This is a genomic window from Planifilum fulgidum (assembly GCF_900113175.1).
Classification (GTDB): domain Bacteria; phylum Bacillota; class Bacilli; order Thermoactinomycetales; family DSM-44946; genus Planifilum; species Planifilum fulgidum.
Map to the genome: position 1 here is coordinate 188,621 of NZ_FOOK01000001.1, position 21,943 is coordinate 210,563.

The following is a 21,943-nucleotide window of genomic DNA, read 5'->3' on the forward strand; positions in this document are numbered from 1 at the left end:
GTACCTCGACAGCCCGTCGAACACGCCGCGGCACGCCTGGCCCAAAGCGGCGAATCCGTAAATTGCCTTCTTCATGGAACGTACGTTCAGTATACACCATTTTCTCCGCATTTTGTTTCATGACGGAAAAACCGTCGAAGCGCCGTGTCAGGGGGTGGAAGGATGGACAATAAGGCGCATCCCGACGAATTGAGGGACGGCCGGCTGGCCGACTATCCGTCCGGCTGCGATCCGGCCACCCGCGTCACCGCCGGCATACAGGAAACCTGGGAGATTCACCCTCCCGAAACGGAACCGGCCGGAAGGGCGAAGGAAATGAAACGGCCGAAAAGATCCAAAGGATCTCCGCGGCGGTGAGCAGGACCCGGCGGCATGCGCCGGGTTTTGTCGTCGCCTCCATCGGTCTTTTTTTGAAAGATACGGGGAATTTTTTGTTTGATCGAAAATTGAAACTGCCTTATCATCGGAATTGGAAGAATATATCGATCAAAGCGGGGTGGAAGGATGAGAAGGCTTTCCCATATTTTTATTTTGATCTCCGTGGTGCTTCTGTCCGCCTGCGGCGGGGGAAGCGGCGCGGACGACCGGCTGTTTCTCACCATCGCCACCGGAGGGCAATCGGGGGTTTATTATCCCCTGGGCGCCAGCCTGGGCAAGCTGTACGAAGCCGAACTGGGAGCCAAAACCTCCGTGCAGGCTACGGGCGCCTCCGTGGAAAACATCAACCTGCTGGACCAAAAGCGCGCCGAACTGGCAATCATCATGGGGGATGCCGCCTCCCAGGCCTATGAGGGAACCGGCCCCTTCGACAAAAAGGTGCAATCCTTCGCCGCCGTCGCCTCCCTGTACCCCAACTATGTCCAGGTGATCACGACGAAGGATTCGGGGATTGAGACCATCGAGGACCTGAAGGGAAAACGGGTCGGCGTCGGAGCCCCCAACAGCGGGGTCGAATTGAACGCCCGGGCGGTTCTGGAAGCCCACGGCATGTCCTACGATGACTTCGAGGAGGACTTCCTCTCCTACAGCGAAGCGATCGACGGCATCAAAAACGGAACGGTGGATGCCGCCTTTGTCACCTCCGGCATCCCCAACCCGGCGGTGACCGACCTGTCCACCACCCACGAGGTGAAGGTGATCCCCATCGAAGGAGAAGGGATGAAAAAGCTGAAGGAGCTCTATCCGTACTACGCCGAAAACACCATCCCCAAGGGCACGTACGGAAACAAGGAGGATGTGCCCACCGCCTCCATCATGAACCTGCTGGTGGTCCGCCGGGATATGGATGAGGAGACGGTATACCGGTTGACCAAGACGATGTTTGAAAACCTGGAAAAGATCCAGAGCTCGCACAATGCCGCCAAAGCGATCCAACTGGAGACGGCGAAGGAGTCCGTTCCCGTCCCCTTCCACCCCGGGGCTGAAAAATACTTCAAGGAAGCGGGGGCGGAATAATTCCGCCGTCGGTGAAAGCCTTCCGGCGGCCAAGGCTCGCCGTTCTCCCGGCGGCCGCAATCCTTCTCGTGCTCGGAGGAGTGTGGCTTTTCCTTCCCGTCAGATTCCTGGAAATTATCGATGAACAAAGCGGCCGGCGATACGGCCTCTTCCCGGCGGAAGAGGATGCGCGGATCCGCCTGTCGTGGATCCATTCCGTCGAACGCACGCCCTGGGTGGAGCAGTACCGGATCAGGGGGACGAAGCTGATCCTGACGGAGGTGCGCGTGAAGTCCTTCGGGGCCGGCGTCGACGTGGAAGCTCCGGAGTCGAAGGTGGAGGGGGGATGGGTGGTGATGCACGGGATCCACCGGGAATTTGACGCCCTCCATTTCATCTATTCCCGCCGCGCAGGCCACAAGCTGCATCTCGGAAACCGGGACCTCGACCTGAGATCCCGCGTTCCCCACCACGCTCCCGTCGAGGTGCGCATCCGGAAAAGGCCCCGCATTGCGGGCATCATCGAGTGAGGTGAAATCCTTGAGCCGGGAACAAGCGCAAAACGGCAGCAGGAAGTTGCTTGAAAAATACGACAAGGAAATGCGGTTCCGGATCCTGAAACCCCGGTGGCAGGCGGTCCTCGTCACCCTTTTGGCGGCGGGCCTTTCCCTGTACCAGCTGTACACCTCCGCCTTTCCCCTGTTCAACACCCATCCCCATCGGGCGATCCATCTGGGCGTCATCCTGGCACTGGTCTTTCTCCTGTACCCCATGGGCCGGAAAAGCCCGAGGGACCGGATCACTTGGTATGACGCGATTCTCGCCCTGACGGGATTGGCCACGGCCGCCTACGTCGTGGGGGATTTCGCCGGCATCGTCCAGCGGGGGACCACCCTGTACAATGCGACGGACCTGATCTTTTCCATCGCCGCAGTCCTTCTCGTCCTGGAGGCGGGCCGCCGGGTGATCGGCTGGGGACTTCCGGTCCTGGCCCTGCTTTTTCTGCTGTATGCCGTGTACGGAAGGCAGTTTCCCCTGGACGCCTTCGCCCACCGCGGATACACCTGGGAAGACACCCTGGCTTACATGTTCATGGGCCTGGAGGGCATCTACGGCACGGCGATCGGCGTCTCCGCCAGCTACATCTTCCTGTTTATCCTGTTCGGGGCCATCCTCTCCAAGTCGGGAATGGGCCAGTTCTTCAACGACCTGGCCCTGGCCCTCGCCGGATCCTCCAAGGGAGGACCGGCCAAGGTGGCGGTTCTGTCCAGCGCCTTTCTGGGCTCCATCAACGGTTCGGCGGTCGCCAACGTGGTGACCACGGGAGCCTTTACGATCCCCCTGATGAAGAAAATCGGCTACCAGCGGAACTTCGCCGGCGCCGTGGAGGCCAGCGCCTCCGTCGGCGGCCAGGTGCTGCCGCCCGTCATGGGGGCCGCCGCCTTCATCATGGCGGAAACCCTGGGAATCCCCTATTCCACCATCGCCTTGGCCGCGCTGCTGCCGGCCCTGTTGTATTATCTGAGCGTGCTCACCCAGGTCCATCTCCGGGCCGACCGCCTGGGGCTGAAGGGCATCCCCCGCTCGGAAATCCCGCGGGTGAGGGATGTGCTGAAGGAGCGGGGACACCTGGTCATCCCCCTCCTGTTTCTCATCTACATGCTGTTCTTCACCAACGTCACCATCCTGTACACCGCCTTCTGGACCATCCTGGTGACCCTTGCCGTCGCCTCCCTGCGCAAAACGACCCGGATGAGCCTCCGGGACCTGATCGACGCCCTGGAAGAGGGAGCGCGCTCGGCGATCGGGGTGGCCATGGCATGCGCCGTGGTGGGCATTATCGTCGGGGTCGCCGCCCTGACCGGGTTCGGACTGAATCTGGCCCAGGGGATCATCGATTTTGGGAACGGCAACCTGTTCTTCACCCTTCTCTTCGCCATGGCGGCGTCCATCCTGCTGGGAATGGGCGTCCCCTCCATCCCGGCCTATGTCATCACGGTCACCATGGCGGCGCCGGCGCTGGTGGAACTGGGCGTTCAACCCCTGGTCGCCCACATGTTCGTCTTCTACTTCGGCATCTTCGCCAATCTGACGCCGCCGGTCGCCCTGGCCGCCTTCGCCGCGGCGGGCATCTCCGGCGGCAGCCCGATGCGGACCGGATGGGCCGCCGTTAAGCTGTCCGCCGCGGGATTCCTCGTCCCGTACATGTTCGTCTACTCCGACCAACTGCTGCTGGTCAACGCCGGATGGGCCGAGGGCCTCGGCTTGGCCGTCACCGCCGCCGCAGGGGTGTTGATGCTGGGGGCGGCCGTGGAAGGGTATCTGCTTGCCCCCCTTTCGCCCCTGCTGCGCCTCGTTTTGGGAGCCGGCTCCCTGCTTCTGATCGATCCCGGTCTGATCACGGATCTCGCCGGGGCCGGCGTGGGCGTTTCCGTATTCCTTTGGCAATGGTGGCGCAAGCGAAACCAAACGGACGGAATCTCTTTATCCGGCTGACCCCCTTCCTTTTTCCAAGAAACTCATCCCCTTCGACGCACCGGATTTGCAAGGAGGGAAGCGCAAATCATGGCGATGAACTTTCAGGAAGTTTGCAGGGAATTGGAAAAATGCGCGGGAAAGCCTCTGGAGCCCATCATTCTGGACGAAGCGGAGATTTTCTGTTTCTTCCTAAAAGGACCTTACCGGCATCGATTCACCCCGGGGGATACCGGTGCGCGGAAGGCCCTGCTGGACTGGGACCGCGCCGAAGCCTTCGTGGAGCGAGTGAAAAAGCAGGCGGAACCCGATGTCCACATCTTTTACATGGAGGGATTCGAATCGGGGGTGGAAGTGGCCGTCGGTCAATCGGACTCCAAATACGACATCCTCTGCTGGGCGAAGACGGACGGTTCCAATTATGATATCTATACGTATGATCTGATCTGCGAGCTGAAAAAGATCGAAGAAAAATACGGGGAGTTGAAAATCCTCCAGGCCACCTACGACTCGCTGGAACTGGGGCTGTCCCGGCTGCCCGAGGACTACTCCGAATTCATCTACGACCTGTGCGGCTTCTGTCCGGATCTGCGCGCGCAGATGTTTCACGAGGAAGAGGACTTGATCGACTACATCCGGGAAAACCGTTCCGTGCCCCTCTGGTGGGACTAGGGCCTCCTCCTCCGTCAGGCCGCCGGTTTTTCAACCGGCGGCCTTTTGTCTCCGCTTAAAACCCGAATTTCCCCCTTCTCCCTTTTGAAAGCGGGTATAATAATAGGTGGAAAAATCGGACGATATGAAATGTTGAAAACAAACGCCGCCTGCGTCGCACCCCCTCATGCCTCAATCTTCAATCCCGGATTTCCGCGGGGAAGGAGTGCTGTCCATGAAAATGATCAAGCGATTCTCTCCGGCGTTCATCGCAGTCCTCTTGTTGCTGTCGGCCGCCTGCGCCCCCAACGCGAACGCCCCCTCCGAAGAAACATCGCAGGATGGGGTCGACAATGCCAAGGACACCTTTGTCGTGGCCATCAGCGCGGATCAGGGAACCCTGGATCCGGCGGTGACGATGGACAACTCGGCGTGGAAAATCACCTATCCCGCCTATGAACGGCTCGTCGAATACGACGGAAGCAGCACCGAAGTCAAACCCGGATTGGCGAAGGAATGGAAAGTGAGCAAGGACGGCCGCACCTGGACCTTCACCCTGGAAGAGGGACACCGATTCGCCGACGGAACGCCGGTCGACGCCGAAGCCGTCAAATTCAGCTTCGACCGCCTCCTGAAAATCGGAAAGGGTCCTTCGGAGATCTACGGCATCATCTCGGAAATCCGGGTGGAAAACCCGACGACGGTCACCTTTGTGCTGAAACGGAACTTTCCTCCGTTCCTGTCCACCCTGGCCGCCAACTACGGAGGCATCGTAAACCCCAAAGTGATGGAAAAGGAGCAAAACGGGGACCTGGGCCAAAACTATCTGGCCAACCACACGATGGGAAGCGGGGCCTACCAGTTGACGGAATGGAAAAAGGGGCAATATATCAAGCTGGAACAAAACCCCCACAGCCTGAAAAAGCCCTCCTTCAAAACCGTTTACTTTAAGATTGTCGGCGACCCCTCCGCCCAGCGCCTGCAGCTGGAAAAGGGGGAAATCGACGTGGCCGAAGGCATCCCGGTGGAGCAGATCGAGTCCGTGAAAAAGATGCCCGATGTCAAACTGCTCCAACAGCCCAGCCTGCTGGTGGATTATCTCTACATCAACACGGGCAAAGGGAATCCGGCCCTGAAGGACCCCCGGGTTCGCCGGGCCATCAGCCACGCCATCGACTACGAATCGCTGATCGAGGCGGTTCAGCAGGGGTACGCGACCCGGCTGCGCGGTCCGATTCCGAAGGGGCTGTGGGGACACGATCCCGAGGCCCCCGTGTACGATCATGACGTGGAAAAGGCCAAGTCCCTGCTCAAGGAGGCGGGCGTCACAAACCTGACCCTCGATCTCCTGTACTCGGACAACAAACCCTGGTGGGAGACGGAAGCGCTCACGGTCCAGGCCAATCTGGCCGAAGCGGGCATCCAGGTGAATCTGAAAAAGGTGGCCTACGCCACGATGCGCGAAATGATCGACCGCGGGGAATTCGACCTCTGCACGGGGGTCTGGAGCCCGGATTTCGCCGACCCCTTCATGTTCATGAACAACTGGTTTGACTCCAGGAATTTCGGTCTGGCCGGAAACCGCGCCTTTTACAAGAATGAAGAGATGGATCGGCTCGTCCGCAAGGCGGCCTCCATCAACAGCAAGGAAGAACGGATCAGGCTTTATCGCCGGGCCCAGCGGATCGCGATCGAAGAGGCGCCCTACATCTACCTCTACCAAAAGGATTTCCTCCTGCCGATCCGCAAAGAGGTGAAAGGTTTCGTGTACAACCCGATGCTCGAGGGAATCTACAACATCGCCGAAATGTCCAAATGACCCTTCCTTTTGAATAAAGAATCGGGTATTGTGGCCCCCTTTCGTTTTTGTGGGACCCTGCCCGAAGGACGGGACGCATCCCCTGCCCGGAGACCGAAATGCGATCCGACAGGAGTGTTTTCCCATGATGAAAATGATCCTCAAACGCCTGTTGCTTCTCTTCCTAGTCGTCTTCGGGGTGACCCTGATGACCTTTCTGATGTCCCGCGTGATTCCGGGTGATCCCGCCCGGATGATGGTGGGACAACGGGCCAGCGAGGAAACCCTGCAGAGGGTGCGCGAGCAGCTCGGCCTGGATCAGCCCCTTTGGGTCCAGTATGTACAGTACCTGAAGGGACTGCTTTCCGGAGATCTGGGCATTTCCATCCGCACCCAAAAGCCGGTGCTGGACGACCTGATCGCGTTTTTCCCGGCCACCCTGGAGCTCGCCCTGTTGGCCTTCCTCTTCGCCATCCTCGTCGGCATTCCCCTGGGCGTCCTGGCGGCCGTGAAAAAGGACACCTTCTGGGATCACGCGAGCCGCCTCTTCTCCATCGCGGGGGTTTCAACCCCCGTCTTTTGGAGCGGTCTGGTGATGATCCTCATCTTTTACGGGTACCTGGGCTGGTTCCCCTCCAGCGGGAGACTGGACATGGACATCCATCCCCCCACCCGCATCACCGGACTGTATCTGGTCGACAGCTTGCTCACCCTGGACTTCATCGCCTTCAAAAACAGCCTGTGGCACATCCTGATCCCCGCCCTCACCCTGTCCTACGCGCAGCTGGCGATCATCACCCGCCAGGTAAGGGCCAGCATGATCGAGGTGCTGGAGCAGGATTACATCCGCACGGCCATCGCCAACGGCATCCACGGACCCTTTCTTCTTTTCCGCTACGCGCTGAAAAACGCCCTCATCCCGGCCGTCACCGTGATCGGAACCTCCTTCGGCTCCCTGTTGGGAGGGGCGGTGGTGACGGAAACGATCTTCGGCTGGCCGGGCATGGGAAAATACGTGGTCGAATCCATCGCCTATCTGGATTTTCCGGCCATCATGGGGTTCTCGCTGGTCATCGCCGTCGGCTATGTCCTGATCAATCTCCTCGTCGATCTGACCTATTTTCTGCTGAACCCGCAGATCAAGGAATAAAGGGGGATCACCATGCAGGAGCAGGCCGCCGTCCGCCCCTCCCTGCCGGAGGGCGAAATCCATCCCGTTTGGCACAAGGTGAAGAACAACAAATTGATGCTGGCGGGAATCCTCCTCATCGCGCTCCTTCTCCTCGCTTCCCTGCTCGCACCGCTCCTTTCGCCCTATGACCCGACCGAGATCCGGATCGCCGAGCGCTTTCAGCCTCCCTCCCCCGACCACTGGTTCGGAACCGACGAAGTGGGAAGGGACATCTTCACCCGCATTCTCTACGGGGCCCGACTGTCCCTCGGCATCGGGGCGGCCGTCGTGGTCGCCGCCGGATTGATCGGCATGATCCTCGGAACGATATCCGGCTATTTCGGCGGAACCGTCGACCAGGTGATCATGCGCGTCATGGACATGATCCTCGCCTTTCCCGCCCTGATCCTGGCCATGGCCCTGTCCGCCGCCCTCGGACCCAACCTGCAAAACGCCATGATCGCCATCGCCATCGTCAAAATCCCGGTCTATGTCCGCCTGGCCCGGGGACAGGCGCTGGAGACAAGGGAGATGCTGTTCGTCAAAGCGGCCAAAACCTTCGGCATCCGGCCCTGGCGGATCATCGCCAAACACATCGTTCCCCACTCGGTTACCGCCGTGATCATTCAAATCACGCTGGATATCGGGGACGCCATCCTCCTGGTGGCCACCCTCGGTTTCCTGGGACTGGGGGCCCAACCGCCGACCCCGGAATGGGGCGCCATGATCAGCGTGGGCTGGAAATACCTCTTGGATTACTGGTGGTATCCCACCTTCCCGGGTTTGGCCCTCTTCCTGGCCTCCGGGGCCTTCAACCTGATCGGCGACGGCATTCGCGACATCCTGGACCCGAAATCCAACTGACGGAGGAAGAAAGCATGCTGCTCGAGATCAAGAACCTGTCCGTCGAGTTCCGCGGGATCCGCGGCACCGTCCAGGCGCTGAAAGGGGTCTCTCTCTCCATCGAGGAAGGGGAAATTCTGGGGATCGTCGGCGAGTCGGGATCCGGAAAATCGGTGACGGCCCTGGCGATCCTGGGGCTTCTGGGCAAAAACGCCGCGGTCACCGGCGGAGAGGTGTTGTACAGGGGCCGGAACCTCCTGACACTGGAAAAAAAAGCGTGGACAACCATCCGCGGCAAGGAAATCGGCATGGTGTTCCAGGAACCGATGACCGCCCTTCACCCGACGATGAAAGTGGGGAGGCAGCTGGCGGAAGTGATCCGGAGGCACCGGGGCGTATCCCGGAGGGAAGCCCGCAGGCTGGCGGTGGCCGCCCTGGAGGAGGTGCACATCCGCGACCCGCAATCGGTGGCGGAAAAATACCCCTTCGAATTGAGCGGCGGGATGAGGCAACGGGTGGTGATCGCCCTGGCGATGTCCTCTCCCCCCTCCCTCCTGATCGCCGACGAACCGACAACCGCCCTGGACGTGACGACCCAGCACGAGATTCTCAAACTGATGAGGGAGCTGTCGGAAAAGAGGGGGACCGCCGTCCTGTTCATCACCCATGATCTGGGGGTGGTGGCCGAGTTGTGCCGGAGGGTGGCGGTCATGTACGCCGGGGAAGTGGTCGAAACGGGTCCCACGGCGGAGGTGCTCCGGGCACCCGTCCACCCCTATACTTGGGCCCTACTGCACGCCCTGCCGGATCTGGCGGACCCTCAAGAGCCCCTGAAGGCCATCCCCGGTGAAGCTCCCGATCCCCGTGCCCGGCCCGCCGGCTGCCTTTTCGCGCCGCGCTGCCACAAGAAGGTCGCCCGCTGCCAGCGGGAAAAACCTTCGCTGGAACCGGTGTCGCAGAATCGTCACACGGCCTGCTGGCTTGCGAGGTGAAGAGGATGAATACGCAGGAATTGATCCGATTCCACCGGGTGGAAAAGCGATACGGGCCCCATCGGGCCGTCCGAAGAGCCGACTTCTCCATCCGCAGGGGAGAGGTTTTCGGCCTGGTGGGGGAATCCGGTTCGGGAAAAAGCACCATCGCCAACATGCTGGTCGGTTTGACTCCTCCCAGCGGCGGAACCATCACCTACAGGGAAAAACCCCTCTGGCGGAAAAGGTCCTTCCGCATGCCCCGGCCCGGGGAACTGCAAATCGTGTTCCAGGACCCCCAATCGTCCCTCAACCCGAGGATGACCGTCCGGGAAATCCTGTTGGAACCCCTTTACGCCTTCCGGGCGGCCGAAAGAAAGGAAAAGGGATCGCCGGAGCGGCTCGCTTCCCTGATGGAGCAGGTGGGATTGAAGGAGGAACATCTGGCCCGCTACCCCCACGAATTCAGCGGCGGCCAGCGGCAGCGCATCGCGATCGCGCGGGCGCTGATCACCGACCCCTCCGTTCTGATCCTGGACGAGCCGACCTCCGCCCTGGACGTATCCGTTCAGGCGCAAATCCTCAACCTGCTCAAGAAGCTGAAGAATGAGCGGAATTTGACCTACCTGTTCATCTCCCACAACATGTCCGTCATCCGGTACATGTGCGACCGGGTGGCCGTCATCTACAAAGGGATGATCGTCGAGATCGCCCCGGCCGCCGAGATGTTCCGAAGGCCCGGCCATCCCTACACCCGCATCCTTCTCTCTTCCCTGCCCGGCGTGTTCGGCAAAGCCCGGGATGCGCTCTCCTTCGCCCCGACGGTCTCCGAAGAAAAGGCCGACGCCTGCATCTTCTATGAAAAATGCCCGTTCCGTCGGGAAAAATGCCTGGAGGCCCCCGCCTTCGAATCCTGGGGGGAGGACCGGAGCGGCGCCTGTCACTTCCGAAACGGAGCCGATCCATCTTTCCTTGCGAATACCGATGAAGCCGTCGGGCATGATTCTACAGGGAGGGATGCCCGATGGACCGACAACTGGAAGACAGCATGGAAGGAAAATGGATTCCCGCCGTCTCGGTGAGATCCGGCGAGGGACAAGAGGTGACACCGGATCTGTATTGCTTCACCGTTCAGATTGTCAATGTCGTCATGGCCGGAGACCCCGACCGGTGGGCCCTCGTGGACGCGGGGATGCCGGAATCGGCGGACGCGATTCTCTCGGCGGCCGAAAAACGCTTTGGACCGCAAAACCAACCGGAGGCGATCATCCTCACCCACGGACATTTCGACCACGTGGGCGCCGTCGTCGATCTCGCAGAGACATGGGATGTTCCCGTCTATGCCCACGAATCGGAACTGCCTTATCTCACCGGCCGAGCCCGCTACCCGGAACCGGATCCCACCGTGGAGGGGGGATGGGTCGCCAAGCTGTCCCTCCTGTTCCCGAGGGATCCCGTCAACCTGGGAGACCGGGTGCGGAAGCTTCCCCCGGACGGCCGGGTTCCGGGCATGCCGGGCTGGCGGTGGATCCCCACGCCGGGACACACCCCCGGACATGTTTCCCTGTTTCGGGAAGCGGACCGCTCACTGATCGCGGGCGATGCCTTTGTCACCGTCCGGCAGGATTCCCTGTACAAGGTCGTCATGCAGCGAAAGGAAATCAGCGGGCCGCCCCGCTACTGGACGACGGATTGGCCGTCGGCCCGGGAGTCCGTGAAGCGGCTTCATGCCTTAAACCCCTCCCGCGCCATCACCGGCCACGGCGTCCCCGTCTCCGGCGAGGAATTGTCCAGGGGTTTGGAGCGGCTCGTTCGGGAGTTTGACCGGATCGCCCTGCCGGATTACGGCCGGTACGTGGACGGCGGGAAAAACTGCCCCAATCACAAGCCGGGAAGGGCGCGGCTAGGCCCTTCCCTTTTTTTTTTTCATTCAACAGCGACACGGCTGCATCTTCCCGGGATGTGTGACCCCCATCACAGGTCCCGGTGCCCTTACGGGATAAAATGAGCATAAGCCGCTCCCTGTCCTCGTTTCAACCGTGCGTTGAAGCGATAGCCCTGCAAAAGGAGGAAGATTCATGGAACGGAAATTTACCGGTTCCGAAACCGTCGGCGAGATCGTCGCCGCCTTTCCCGGCGCCGGCAATTTGATGAAGAAACACAAAATCGATTTCTGCTGCGGCGGCAACCGCCCCCTGTCCGAAGCCTTGCGGCAAAAGGGAATCGATGAAAAAAAGTTCCTGGAAGAGTTGAACCGGCTCCATCAACAAGCCCTGGAAAAACAACAACAGAACGTGGACTGGCGAAACGCGCCCCTTTGCGATCTGATCGACCACATCGTGCAAAAACACCACGCCTACTTGCTCGAAGAACTTCCCCTGCTCAGCCAATTCGTCACCAAGATCTTCCGGGTTCACGGCGGCGCCCATCCCGAACTGGCCCGGCTTCACCGGCTGTTTCACCAATTGAAGACGGACCTGGAGCAGCATCTGGTCGAGGAAGAGGAAACGGTGTTCCCCCTCATCAAGGAAGCGGAACGGGCGGGAACCCGGGAAGCCTTCCAAAAAGCGAGCGAAACCCTCGCCAAATTGGAAGACGACCACAGCGCCGCCGGCGAGCTGTTAAGAGAGATGAGGGAAATCACGGACGACTACCGGCTGCCGGAAGGGGCCTGCCGGACGTACACCCTCACCTTCCGGAAGCTCGAGGAGCTGGAGGCGGACATGTTCCAGCACATTCACCTGGAAAACAACGTGCTGTTCCCGCGGGTCAGCCGGCAAGCCTGATTTACCGCCGAAAGCGGCCCATGCTTTCCTTCCACAGCTCCACCGCCCGCTCCGCCGGCAGGGCCTCCACCCGTCGCCCGTTTTTTCCCAAGGTCGTTTCCGCCGCGAACAGGGCATTGTAGATCGCCTCTTCGGTGGCCTCCGCCACGGCTTGAAAGCAGAGGGAGAGCAGCTCCCCGTCCTCCGGCAGCCGGCGGAAGGTGTGAAAAAGGGAGCCGCTGTCCGGTTCGGCGGGAATCCGGTTGCCCGTCGAAAAGGCGATGGCGATGTCCCCGCTTCCGTGGCGGGCGAAGGAGCCGGTCCGGGCCAGCCCGAACGCCGCCCGCTTGGCCAGGCGGCGAAGCTGCTGGGCATCCAGCGGCAGGTCCGTCGCCGCGACGATGATGATGGAGCCGTCGGCTTCCTTCTCCGGAGTTTGGCCTTTAAGCCGGCGCCCCACCGGGACGCCGAGCAGGTGAAAATCCTCCCGTTTGCCGAAATTGGAAAGCACCAGCACGCCGATGTGATACGGGTCGCCGCCCGCCGAAATGCGTCGGGAGGAGGTGCCGATCCCCCCTTTCCAACCGAAGCAGACCATGCCCGTCCCGGCGCCGACACATCCCTCCTCCACGGGACCTCCCCGCGCCCTCCGGAGCGCCTCCCGGGCGTGTTCGGGGCGGACGTGCAGCCCACGCATGTCGTTCAGGTAGCTGTCGTTGCACTCCGCCACCACCACGTTGACCGATCCAGCCCCTTCGCCGATGCCGGCATCCCGTTCCATCAGATATTGGAGAGCCCCCTCCGTCACTGCGGGCACCGAGAAGGTGTTGGTGAGCAGAATGGGGGATTCGAGGGTGCCCAGCTCCTCCACCTGCACCAATCCGGCGGTTTTCCCGAATCCGTTGATGACATGAACCGCCGCCGGCACCTTTTCCCGGAAGAGGTTTCCCGGATGGGGCAGGATCGCCGTCACGCCGGTTCGCACCTCCTCCCCCTGCCAAAGGGTGCAGTGGCCCACCCAAACCCCCTCCACGTCGGTGATCGCATTCTCCTTTCCCGTCGGGAGAACCCCCGCCCCAAGTCCGTAATCCCTCAAGCGCTTACGTGCCATGGTTGTCTCCTCACTCTCGGTTTTTCCGTTTTCCGGCCCTTTTCGGGCGGCTCCGGCCTCCGATTTTCGCGCGGCCGATCCGTCTGCGGAACAGGGAAAAGAAAAAAGACCGTCTCAAGCCGCCGTCCATCCCCTCCGGCTGTTTCCTTGCCTGCCTTCCGCAACCCGCTTCCCCCGATTTTTGGACTTCCCCCCGCGTGTGTTATGATGATACAGAGAAGAAGCCGCATGCGCAAGGCGATACGATCGGAGGCACGCGAGATGATTCGGGAAATATCGGTGGAAGAAGCCCTCAACAACCCCCGTCTCCGCTGGGTCGATGTCCGTTCCCCGGGAGAGTTCGCGGAGGCGACCGTGCCGTGGGCCGTCAACGTGCCCCTCTTCGACGATGAGGAACGGGCCCGCGTGGGGACGTGCTACAAGCAACAGGGCCGAGAAAAGGCGATCCAACTGGGGGTCCGCATCGTGTCTCCCAAAATTCCCTCCCTGCTGGAGCAGGTGGAGGAAGCGACCCAAGGGGGCGAGCCCCTCATCTTCTGCTGGCGCGGCGGAATGCGCAGCAAGGCGGTCGCCACGTTTTTGGATCTGGCGGACCGACCCGTCTACCGGCTGGCGGGAGGTTACCGGGCTTACCGGCAATATGTCGTTTCCCGGCTGGAATCCTACGACCTGCGCGCCCGCCTGATCGTCCTTCACGGGCTGACGGGCGTGGGGAAAACGGACATCCTTAAGCGGCTATCCCGGGAGGGCGTTCCCGTGCTCGACCTGGAGGAAATGGCGGGCCACCGGGGTTCCGCCTTCGGGACGCTGGGGGAGATCCGACCGCGGAACCAGAAAATGTTCGATTCCCTGCTCTTCCACACCCTGGAACGGTTCAAGGACGAGCCTTATCTGTTCATGGAGGCGGAAAGCAAGCGGATCGGACGGGTTTTGATGCCCGATTTTCTGGAGGAAGCCAAGACGGCCGGCATACCGGTGATCGTGGAGGCCTCCTTTGACGTGCGGGTGTCGCGGATTCTGGAAACCTATCTGCGCGGGGAGACGGATCCGGACCGCCTCCAGCAACAGGTTGCGGGAGCCGTCTCCCGCATCGAGCGCCGCCTTCCTCCCGACGTCAGAAAGGAGCTGGCTCTCCGGATCGGGGAGCGCGATTGGCGGCGGGTGGTGGAGATCCTGCTTGAGAAGTATTACGACCCCCGCTACCTCTACTCCCAGGAAAAGGTGGAAGGGGAGGCCATCCACCTGAATGCGGACGATCTGGAGGCCGCCGTGGAGGCATGCAAAGAAATCTGGAACCGCTTGAGGCGGCGGACGGCGACCGACATCCCGGTTTGACGGGCGGTCGCCGTCTTCTCCGCCATCCTCCCTTTTCCAGTGCAATTCCCCTCCAGATTTTCAGCAACTTCTTTCAATTTCTATCAATAATATCCTATTTATTGAATCTTTGTTTAGGTTATAGTATAAAGAAAGATAAGAAAATATTTTCTACAAATAATTATCCCTTTATTTACCCGAAGGAAGGAAGAAATCCGGAATGGATCAGGAGCGGTTCCAAGCGCCTCCGGAAGAATTCCGCCTCTTTCTCCGGAAAAAGAGGCGGTTCCTCCTCTCCGCCGGCATCTTTTTCATCTCCTTTTACTTTCTTTTCCCCCTGCTGCTCAGCTGGTTTCCGGAAGGGATGAACCGGCCCGTGTGGGGCCCCTTCACTTGGGCTTGGCTGTACGCCTTCGCCCATTTCGCCGTCGTTTGGATTTTGGGCGTGGTGTATCTCCGGCAGGCGGACCGGTGGGATCGGATGGCCGCATCGCTCCGCCGGAAGGATGTCTCCGCCGAGGCCCCGTCCGCGGCAGGGAAGAAACGCCGGCGGTAAGGAGACGGGATTCTTCCGCAGATTTTCCGGAAGGAAGAAAACGCTTCCATCTCTGCGCAAAGAGGCTCAGACCATGAACCTGACACACCTGATCTTTTTGGCCGCCATCCTGGTCGGCATCCTGATCATCACCCATTGGGCGGCGAAAACCAACACGACACCGCAACAATTTTACATCGTGTCGGGCAATCTGACCGCCACCCAAAACGGTTTGGCCATCGCCGGCGATTTCATCAGCGCGGCGTCCTTTCTCGGCATCACGGGCTCCATCGCCTTTTACGGCTTCGACGGCTTTCTCTATGCCGTCGGTTTTCTCGTCTCCTACCTCCTGCTGTTGTTTTTCATCGCCGAACCCATCCGCCGGTTGGGAACATACACCCTGGGGGACGTGATCGCCGCCCGGTTCCCGGAGCGGCCGATCCGCCTGATGGTTTCCCTCAACACCATCACGATCTGCGTACTCTACATGGTCCCCCAGCTCATGGCCGCGGGGCTGTTCATTCAGCTGCTGCTGGGGCTGGACTACCAAATTTCCGTGCTGGTCATCGGCCTTTTGATCACCGTATATGTCATGTTCGGGGGCATGATCACCACCTCCTGGGTCCAAATCATCAAAACGGTACTGCTGATGACCGGCACCTTCCTCCTCTGCCTGCTCGTGCTCGCCCGTTTCCGTTGGGACCCGGGGGCGCTGCTGGCCCGGGCGGCGGCGGAAAGCCCCTATGCCGAGGGCTTTTTCCGGGCCGGCAACCTTCTGACCCATCCCCTGGAAACCTTTTCCCTGCTCCTGACGCTGATTCTCGGCACGGCGGGACTGCCCCACATCCTCATCCGCTTCTACACGGTCCGGGATCAGCGGGCCGTGCGGCAATCGGTCGTGATCGCCAGCTGGATCATCGGCACCTTCTATCTGATGACGCTGATCCTCGGACTGGGCGCGGTGGCGCTGGTGGGCCGGGATCGGCTGGCGACCGCCGACCCCGAGGGAAATCTGGCGGCTCCCCTTTTGGCTCACACCCTGGGCGGCGACTTCGTCATGGCCTTCCTTTCGGCGGCGGCCTTTGCCACCATTCTCGCCGTGATGACCGGATTGGTGATCGCCGCCACTTCCTCCTTCGCCCACGACATCTACAACCATCTTCTCCACCGGGGAAAAGCGGGAAGAAGGCAGCAGCTGAAGGTGGCCCGGGGAACCGCCGCCGTTACCGGGGCTTCGGCCATATTTTTGTCCCTGTTGATGGAACCGAAGAACGTCACCTTTCTCGTCTCCCTCGCCTTTATGATGGCGGGTTCCACCCAGTTTCCCCTGCTTCTCCTCACCCTTTACTGGAGAAAATTCACCGCCTTCGGGGCGGTGGCGGGAATGATCGCGGGGCTTCTCGCATCCCTGTGGCTTGTGCTTCCGGGCGGAACAAAGCTGGAAAACCCCGGGATTCTGGCCATTCCCCTCGGTTTTGCCGCCGCGGTGATCGGCACATGGCTCACCCGCCGGCCCGAGGAGGAGCGGCGGTTCGACCGGATCCTGCTGCAGGTGCATGCGGGAATGGAGCCCCGGAAAGGCGGGAATCAGGAATGGAAGAGCTGACCATCCTCCTGCTGCAGCGCATCGCCCTGCTGCTTCTGTGCGCCTTTTTGCTCACCCGCATCCCCTCTTTCCGCTATCTGCTGGACAGGGAGATCAACTTAAGGACCGTCCTCTCCCACTCCGTCATCTTCGGCCTGTTCGGGATCGCCAGCACCCAGGCCGGGGTGATCTTCGACGGAGAGCGCTTTTACTCCGGGTTATGGTACACGGGCTTGGCCCCGGACGAAACCCTGGTCAGCTCCGGCCTCGTCGCCGTCGTGATCGCCGGCCTGCTGGGAGGCCCCGCCGTGGGACTCGGGGCCGGTTGCATCACCGGCGGATACACCCTCACCCTCGGCGGCCATCTGATCGCGGCCAGCAGCCTCGTCAACCCAATCACGGGCTTCTTGGCGGGGCTTACCGCCCGCTTTTTCTCCCAGGAGCGGGTGATCTCCCCCTTCAAGGCGCTTTTCATCGGGATGTTCGCTCCGATCCTGTACATGCACCTTTTCCTCATTTTCAGCTCCCGGCCAGAGGAGACCATTCCCTTCGTCAACGCGGCGGGCGTCCCCCTCGTGGTGAGCAACAGCGTGGGGATCGCGATATTCACCGCCGTGATCCGCGTCGCCCTGGAGGAAAAGGAGCGGGAAGCCGCCGGAGAGACGCGGCGGGCCTTCAAGATCGCCGAAACCGCCCTGCCCCATCTCCGCCAGGGACTGAACGGACGAACGGCCCGAAAGCTGGCGGAGCTGTTGAACCGGGAGCTTACCAACGTGGCCGGGGTGGCGGTGACGGACGGGAAAAGGGTGCTGGCCCATGCGGGAAAGGGGGCGAAAGGTCACGGAGAAGGGGGGATCCTGCCGCGGGAGGAGGAATCGGCGGAAATCGGGGAAACGGGACTCAAAATGGTGTCCGGCCACGAAAGGATGGATTGCGGCCGGCCGCGCTGTCCCCTGCGGGCGGCCCTGCTCATTCCCATTTTTGAAACGGGAGAGAAAGTGGGGCAGATCATCCTCTACTTTCAGCGGCAGCAGCAGATCCGCCCCGTGGAGATCGCCTTCGCCCAGGGGTTGGAAAAACTGCTTTCCCATCAGCTGGACATGATCGCCGCCGAAAAGGCGAAGGCGCTGCTGCAGGAGGCGGAACTCCGCAATCTGCAGGCCCAGGTTCACCCCCACTTCCTGTTCAACACCCTGCACCTGATCGCCACCCTGATCCGGGTGGATCCCGCCCAGGCGCGCCACCTGATCGTCCAGCTGGGGGCCTTTCTGCGCAGCAGCATGAAGCTCGCCTCATCCTCCCTCGTCCCCCTCGAGCAGGAAGAGCAGCAGCTGAAAGCCTATCTGGAAATCGTCCGGGTGCGGTTCCGGGGAAAACTGGACATCCGCTACCGGAGGGAAGAGGGGATCGAACAGGTTCCGATCCCGCCGTTTACCCTCCAGCCCCTGGTGGAAAACAGCATTCAACACGGATTGAAGGACACATCCGGCGGGGGGTTGGTGGAAATCGAATTGGCCCGGGACCGGAAGGACAAGCGGCGGTTGCAGGTGGTGATCAGGGACAACGGCAAGGGCATTCCTCCGCACATCCTCGCCGTGCTGGGAAAGGCGCCGATCCCCTCCCCGGGCGGAGACCGAAGCGGGGGAATGGGAATCTACAATGTCAATCAGCGCCTGATCCGCCTTTTCGGAGAAGAGGCAAGGCTCCGCTTTGCCAACCGCCCCAAAGGCGGCAGCATCGTCTCCTTTCAGATCCCCTGTCCCGCTCCAGGGGAAAGAAACCGAGGAGAGGAGGTCACCGCACATGCCGATTAAGGCGATGATCGCCGAGGACGAACATCTGGCCCGGGAGGAACTGGCCTATCTGATCCGCCAGGAAGAGGACGTGGAATTGTGCCCCGGCGCCGAAGACGGTCAACAGCTTCTCGAACTGTACCGGCAGTACCGGCCGGACGTCATCTTTCTCGACATCGAGATGCCGAAACGGTCGGGCATCGACGCCGCCCGCAAGATTCGGGAGGAAAGCCGGGATTCAAAGGAAACGCCTCCCCTGTTTGTCTTCACCACCGCCTACGATGAATACGCCGTCCAGGCCTTTGACCTCGAGGCCGTCGACTACCTGCTGAAGCCCTTCGATCCGGAACGCTTGCATGAAGCGATGGCCCGCGTCCGCAAGGCGCTGCGGCTGAGCCGGGCGATGTCGGAGGAAAGCGAGGCCGATCCCCCCTTGGAAAAAGCGGGCGACCGCCGCCAGAACGATAGGGAAAAGCCGCCTTCCCCCTTTTCGGATCCGAAACTGCGCTCTTCCAAACTGCTCGTGGAAGACGGCGAGAAAGTGGTGGTGCTCGATCCGAAAACCATCTGCTACGCCGTGCGCGTCAACCGCCGGGTGGCCATTCACACGGAAAAGGAGGTCGTCTACGCCAAGATCACCCTGCAGGAGCTGGAGGAAAAACTCCGGAACCATCCCTTTTACCGTTCCCATCGGAGCTATCTGGTCAATCTCGATTACATCAAGGAGATCGTTCCCTGGTTCAACGGAGCCTGCAACCTGATCCTCAAAACCAAGGAAGACACGAAAATCCCCGTCAGCCGTTCCGCGGTCAAACCCCTTTTCGAACTGTTGCGTCAATATTGACGTTTCAGTCTCTTATCTTTGCAATTCGCGCGCGTCAAAGTGCATTTTACACCCCAAATTCCCAATGGGGTGTATTTTCTAAATATAATAGAAAAGGAGTAAGCGCTTGCAAAGCGGGCGGTTTGCAAAAACCGCCCCTTCCACTCTCATTTCGGGAGGTGTTTTTATGGCCAACCAACCGCAGCAGGCGGAAACGCGATCCCCTTCCCATGATTGGGAACGGATCGCCAATACGCCGGAGTTCAAGGAACTGATGTCCCGAAAAAAGCGGTTCATCATCCCCGCAACGATCTTTTTCGCCGTATATTATTTCGCTCTTCCCATCCTGACCGGATATTTTGACTTTCTGAACACCCGGGTGACAGGAGCCCTGAACTGGGCCTATCTGTTCGCCCTCTCCCAGTTCTTCATGGCCTGGATCATCGCCATCCTGTATGTTCGGAGCGCCAACAGGACGGATCGTCTCGTCGAGAAAATCGTCGCCAGGGAAAAGGGGAATGAACGATGAACGCGACGGCTTTCGTGCTCTTCTGCATCATCGTAGCCATCACCCTGTATGTCACCTATTGGGCCGCCAAACGCACCCGGACCACCACCGACTTCTACGCGGCGGGCCGGTCCATCCGCGGCTGGCAAAACGGCATCGCCATCGCCGGGGATTACATGAGCGCCGCCTCCTTCCTCGGGATCGCGGGACTGATCGCCCTGTTCGGTTATGACGGCTTCCTCTATTCCGTCGGCTGGTTGGTCGCCTATCTCGTCGTGCTCCTGATCGTGGCGGAACCCCTTCGCAACTCGGGAAGGTACACGATCGCCGACATGCTGGCCTACCGGATGAAGGCCAAACCGGTCCGTTCGGCGGCGGCGCTGAGCACCCTGGCGATCTCCACCTTCTACATGATCGCCCAGCTGGTCGGGGCCGGCGGGATCATCAAACTGCTTCTGGGCATCGACTACGAATGGTCGATCATCATCATCGGCGTGCTGATGATCCTCTACGTGGCCTTCGGGGGCATGCTGGCCACCACCTGGGTGCAGATCGTCAAGGCCGTGCTGCTGATGACCGGAACCATCTTGCTGAGCGTCCTGGTCCTGGCCAATTACAACTTCAACCTGGTAAACATGTTCAACGAGGTCTCCGCCAAATACGGACAGGAATTCCTGGAGCCGGGCCTGCAATATGACAATCCCCTCGACAACATCTCCCTGGGCATCGCCCTGCTGGCGGGGACGGCCGGACTCCCCCACATCCTGATCCGCTTCTACACGGTCCCGTCGGCGCGGGAAGCGAGGATTTCCGTGGTATGGGCCATGTTCATCATCGGCTCCTTCTACATCATGACCACCTTCCTCGGCTTCGGGGCGGCGCTGCTCGTCGGACAGGAAAAAATCACCGCCGCCGACAAAGCCGGAAACATGGCCGCACCGCTCTTGGCCGAAGCGCTGGGCGGAAACCTCTTCCTCGCCTTCATCTCCGCAGTGGCCTTCGCCACGATTCTGGCCGTCGTCGCCGGATTGGTGATTTCCGCCGCCGGCGCCTTTGCCCACGACTTCTATTCCAACGTCCTGCGGGGCGGAAAGGCGACGGAAGCCGAGCAAATGCGGGTGGCCAAGATCGCTTCGGTGGGGGTGGGCGTGGTTTCGATCATCCTCGCCCTGATCGCGAAGGACATGAACGTGGCCTTCCTGGTGGCCCTGGCCTTCGCCGTCGCCTCCAGCGCCAACCTGCCGGTCATCCTGTTCACCCTGTTCTGGAAACGCTTCAACACCTCGGGAGCGGTGTGGGGCATCTTGTCCGGACTGATCAGCTCCGTCGTGCTGGTGCTGATCAGCCCCAACTTCATGGGGGAAGGCGCCATCTTCCCCCTGAACAACCCGGCCATTCTCTCGGTTCCCATCGGTTTCCTGGGAGCCTGCCTCGGAACCCTGCTGGGCAAGGAACCGGAAGCCGAGCGGAAATTCCCCGAGCTGTACGTACGCTCCAACACCGGGCTCGGGGCGGAATAAACTCCACTTCCCGCAAACCGAAACCCGGCGGCCTTTTCCCTCCCGGGAGGCTGCCGGGCTTTTTGATTGTCAAAGAGCATTTCGCGGGTCCGAAGGCGCTTTGAAAGCTGGATCGCCGAAGGGGGCACAGACGCCTTCTCCATGGATTTTCCGATTGGCGATCCAGGGAAATCCCGCATATGAATCGTTCCAACCCGTGATCCGGCAAGTCGGATCCCCGCCGGCATTCGCGCGCCGTTGCGACAACTCGCGGCCGAACCTCCCCCATCCTTCACCGTCTTGCACACGGAATAACCCCCCGCCGACCGTCTGAAGTGCACCCCTTAAAGTAGACACAGGAAAACACCCCTGTGAAAATTACTTTAAGGGGTGATTTTCGTGGCAAGAAAAGGACAGAAATTCAAGACATATAGCTTTGAACTGAAAAAGAAGGCAGTGGAAATGAGGCTTCAGGGCATTCCCAAGGCAAAGATTGCTGAAGAGCTGGGGATTCAAGATGTGGGGCGATTAAAGATCTGGATGCGGAAATACCGGGAACAGGGCGATTTTGGGCTAATGGAGCACAGAGGGAGGCGGAAAGAGTACAAGGACCTGGAACGGGAAGTCAAAAGGCTGCGACTGGAGAATGATGTCCTAAAAAAGTGGC

General features: G+C 60.7%; 20 protein-coding genes and 1 pseudogene. 20 read left to right on the top strand and 1 reads right to left on the bottom strand.

Going from position 1 to position 21,943, the window contains the following annotated elements; all coding sequences use genetic code 11:
• The first annotated feature begins 162 nt into the window (after positions 1-162).
• The 12 genes and pseudogenes from BM063_RS00825 (at position 163) to ric (ending at position 12,129) form a co-directional block, all read left to right on the top strand.
• Positions 163-357, top strand: a complete 195-nt coding sequence (locus BM063_RS00825) for a hypothetical protein (RefSeq protein ID WP_092035420.1) — start codon at positions 163-165, stop codon at positions 355-357.
• A gap of 147 nt (positions 358-504) precedes the next feature.
• Entirely contained in the window at positions 505-1,455 is a 951-nt protein-coding gene (locus BM063_RS00830) for a TAXI family TRAP transporter solute-binding subunit (protein ID WP_092035421.1), read from the top strand.
• An 80-nt stretch (positions 1,456-1,535) separates the two neighbouring features.
• Positions 1,536-1,964, top strand: a complete 429-nt coding sequence (locus BM063_RS00835) for a DUF1850 domain-containing protein (protein ID WP_177198907.1) — start codon at positions 1,536-1,538, stop codon at positions 1,962-1,964.
• 1 nt (position 1,965) lies between these two features.
• Complete coding sequence (locus BM063_RS00840; RefSeq protein WP_342713720.1) at positions 1,966-3,930, top strand: TRAP transporter permease; 1,965 nt, start codon at positions 1,966-1,968, stop codon at positions 3,928-3,930.
• A 69-nt stretch (positions 3,931-3,999) separates the two neighbouring features.
• On the top strand, positions 4,000-4,581 hold the full coding sequence (locus BM063_RS00845) for a DUF4253 domain-containing protein (protein WP_092035423.1): 582 nt from the start codon (positions 4,000-4,002) through the stop codon (positions 4,579-4,581).
• 214 nt (positions 4,582-4,795) lie between these two features.
• On the top strand, positions 4,796-6,379 hold the full coding sequence (locus BM063_RS00850) for an ABC transporter substrate-binding protein (protein WP_245751950.1): 1,584 nt from the start codon (positions 4,796-4,798) through the stop codon (positions 6,377-6,379).
• Between the two features lie 124 nt (positions 6,380-6,503).
• Positions 6,504-7,508: an ABC transporter permease gene (locus BM063_RS00855; RefSeq protein WP_092035454.1), complete on the top strand. Its 1,005-nt coding sequence runs from the start codon at positions 6,504-6,506 to the stop codon at positions 7,506-7,508.
• Positions 7,509-7,520: 12 nt separating this feature from the next.
• Positions 7,521-8,393, top strand: coding sequence for an ABC transporter permease (locus tag BM063_RS00860; RefSeq protein WP_092035424.1), 873 nt, complete (start codon positions 7,521-7,523; stop codon positions 8,391-8,393).
• A gap of 14 nt (positions 8,394-8,407) precedes the next feature.
• Entirely contained in the window at positions 8,408-9,364 is a 957-nt protein-coding gene (locus BM063_RS00865) for an ABC transporter ATP-binding protein (RefSeq protein ID WP_177198908.1), read from the top strand.
• A 5-nt stretch (positions 9,365-9,369) separates the two neighbouring features.
• On the top strand, positions 9,370-10,425 hold the full coding sequence (locus BM063_RS00870) for an ABC transporter ATP-binding protein (protein WP_092035425.1): 1,056 nt from the start codon (positions 9,370-9,372) through the stop codon (positions 10,423-10,425).
• Positions 10,368-11,204 (top strand): annotated as a pseudogene (locus BM063_RS00875) (MBL fold metallo-hydrolase); the annotation flags it as partial. The gene BM063_RS00870 and the pseudogene BM063_RS00875, both read left to right, overlap by 58 nt.
• A gap of 217 nt (positions 11,205-11,421) precedes the next feature.
• Positions 11,422-12,129, top strand: a complete 708-nt coding sequence (ric, locus tag BM063_RS00880; protein ID WP_092035427.1) for an iron-sulfur cluster repair di-iron protein — start codon at positions 11,422-11,424, stop codon at positions 12,127-12,129.
• Between the two features lies 1 nt (position 12,130).
• Here the strand turns inward: ric and BM063_RS00885 are convergent, their stop codons facing one another.
• Entirely contained in the window at positions 12,131-13,219 is a 1,089-nt protein-coding gene (locus tag BM063_RS00885) for a DmpA family aminopeptidase (protein WP_092035428.1), read from the bottom strand.
• Between the two features lie 261 nt (positions 13,220-13,480).
• Between BM063_RS00885 and mnmH the strand changes: the two genes are divergently transcribed.
• The 8 genes from mnmH to BM063_RS00925 form a co-directional block, all read left to right on the top strand.
• A complete protein-coding gene (mnmH, locus tag BM063_RS00890; RefSeq protein ID WP_092035429.1) occupies positions 13,481-14,554 on the top strand; it encodes a tRNA 2-selenouridine(34) synthase MnmH in 1,074 nt (357 codons plus the stop codon).
• A gap of 199 nt (positions 14,555-14,753) precedes the next feature.
• Complete coding sequence (locus BM063_RS00895; RefSeq protein WP_092035430.1) at positions 14,754-15,089, top strand: DUF485 domain-containing protein; 336 nt, start codon at positions 14,754-14,756, stop codon at positions 15,087-15,089.
• Positions 15,090-15,162: 73 nt separating this feature from the next.
• Positions 15,163-16,674, top strand: a complete 1,512-nt coding sequence (locus BM063_RS00900; protein ID WP_092035431.1) for a solute symporter family protein — start codon at positions 15,163-15,165, stop codon at positions 16,672-16,674.
• Positions 16,662-18,467 carry a LytS/YhcK type 5TM receptor domain-containing protein gene (locus BM063_RS00905; RefSeq protein WP_092035432.1) on the top strand — a complete coding sequence of 602 codons (1,806 nt, stop codon included), beginning with the start codon at positions 16,662-16,664 and terminating at the stop codon, positions 18,465-18,467. The genes BM063_RS00900 and BM063_RS00905 overlap by 13 nt, the downstream gene beginning before the upstream one ends.
• Positions 18,457-19,290 (top strand): LytR/AlgR family response regulator transcription factor, encoded by an 834-nt coding sequence (locus BM063_RS00910; protein WP_092035433.1) that lies wholly within the window; start codon positions 18,457-18,459, stop codon positions 19,288-19,290. The genes BM063_RS00905 and BM063_RS00910 overlap by 11 nt, the downstream gene beginning before the upstream one ends.
• Before the next feature lie 166 nt (positions 19,291-19,456).
• The gene (locus tag BM063_RS00915) at positions 19,457-19,798 is read left to right on the top strand and encodes a DUF485 domain-containing protein (RefSeq protein ID WP_092035434.1); all 342 of its coding nucleotides are present in this window, start codon (positions 19,457-19,459) and stop codon (positions 19,796-19,798) included.
• On the top strand, positions 19,795-21,297 hold the full coding sequence (locus BM063_RS00920) for a solute symporter family protein (protein WP_092035435.1): 1,503 nt from the start codon (positions 19,795-19,797) through the stop codon (positions 21,295-21,297). The genes BM063_RS00915 and BM063_RS00920 overlap by 4 nt, the downstream gene beginning before the upstream one ends.
• A 378-nt stretch (positions 21,298-21,675) precedes the next feature.
• Positions 21,676-21,943 (top strand): transposase (locus tag BM063_RS00925; RefSeq protein WP_092035456.1); only part of this gene is annotated, 268 nt, incomplete at its 3' end.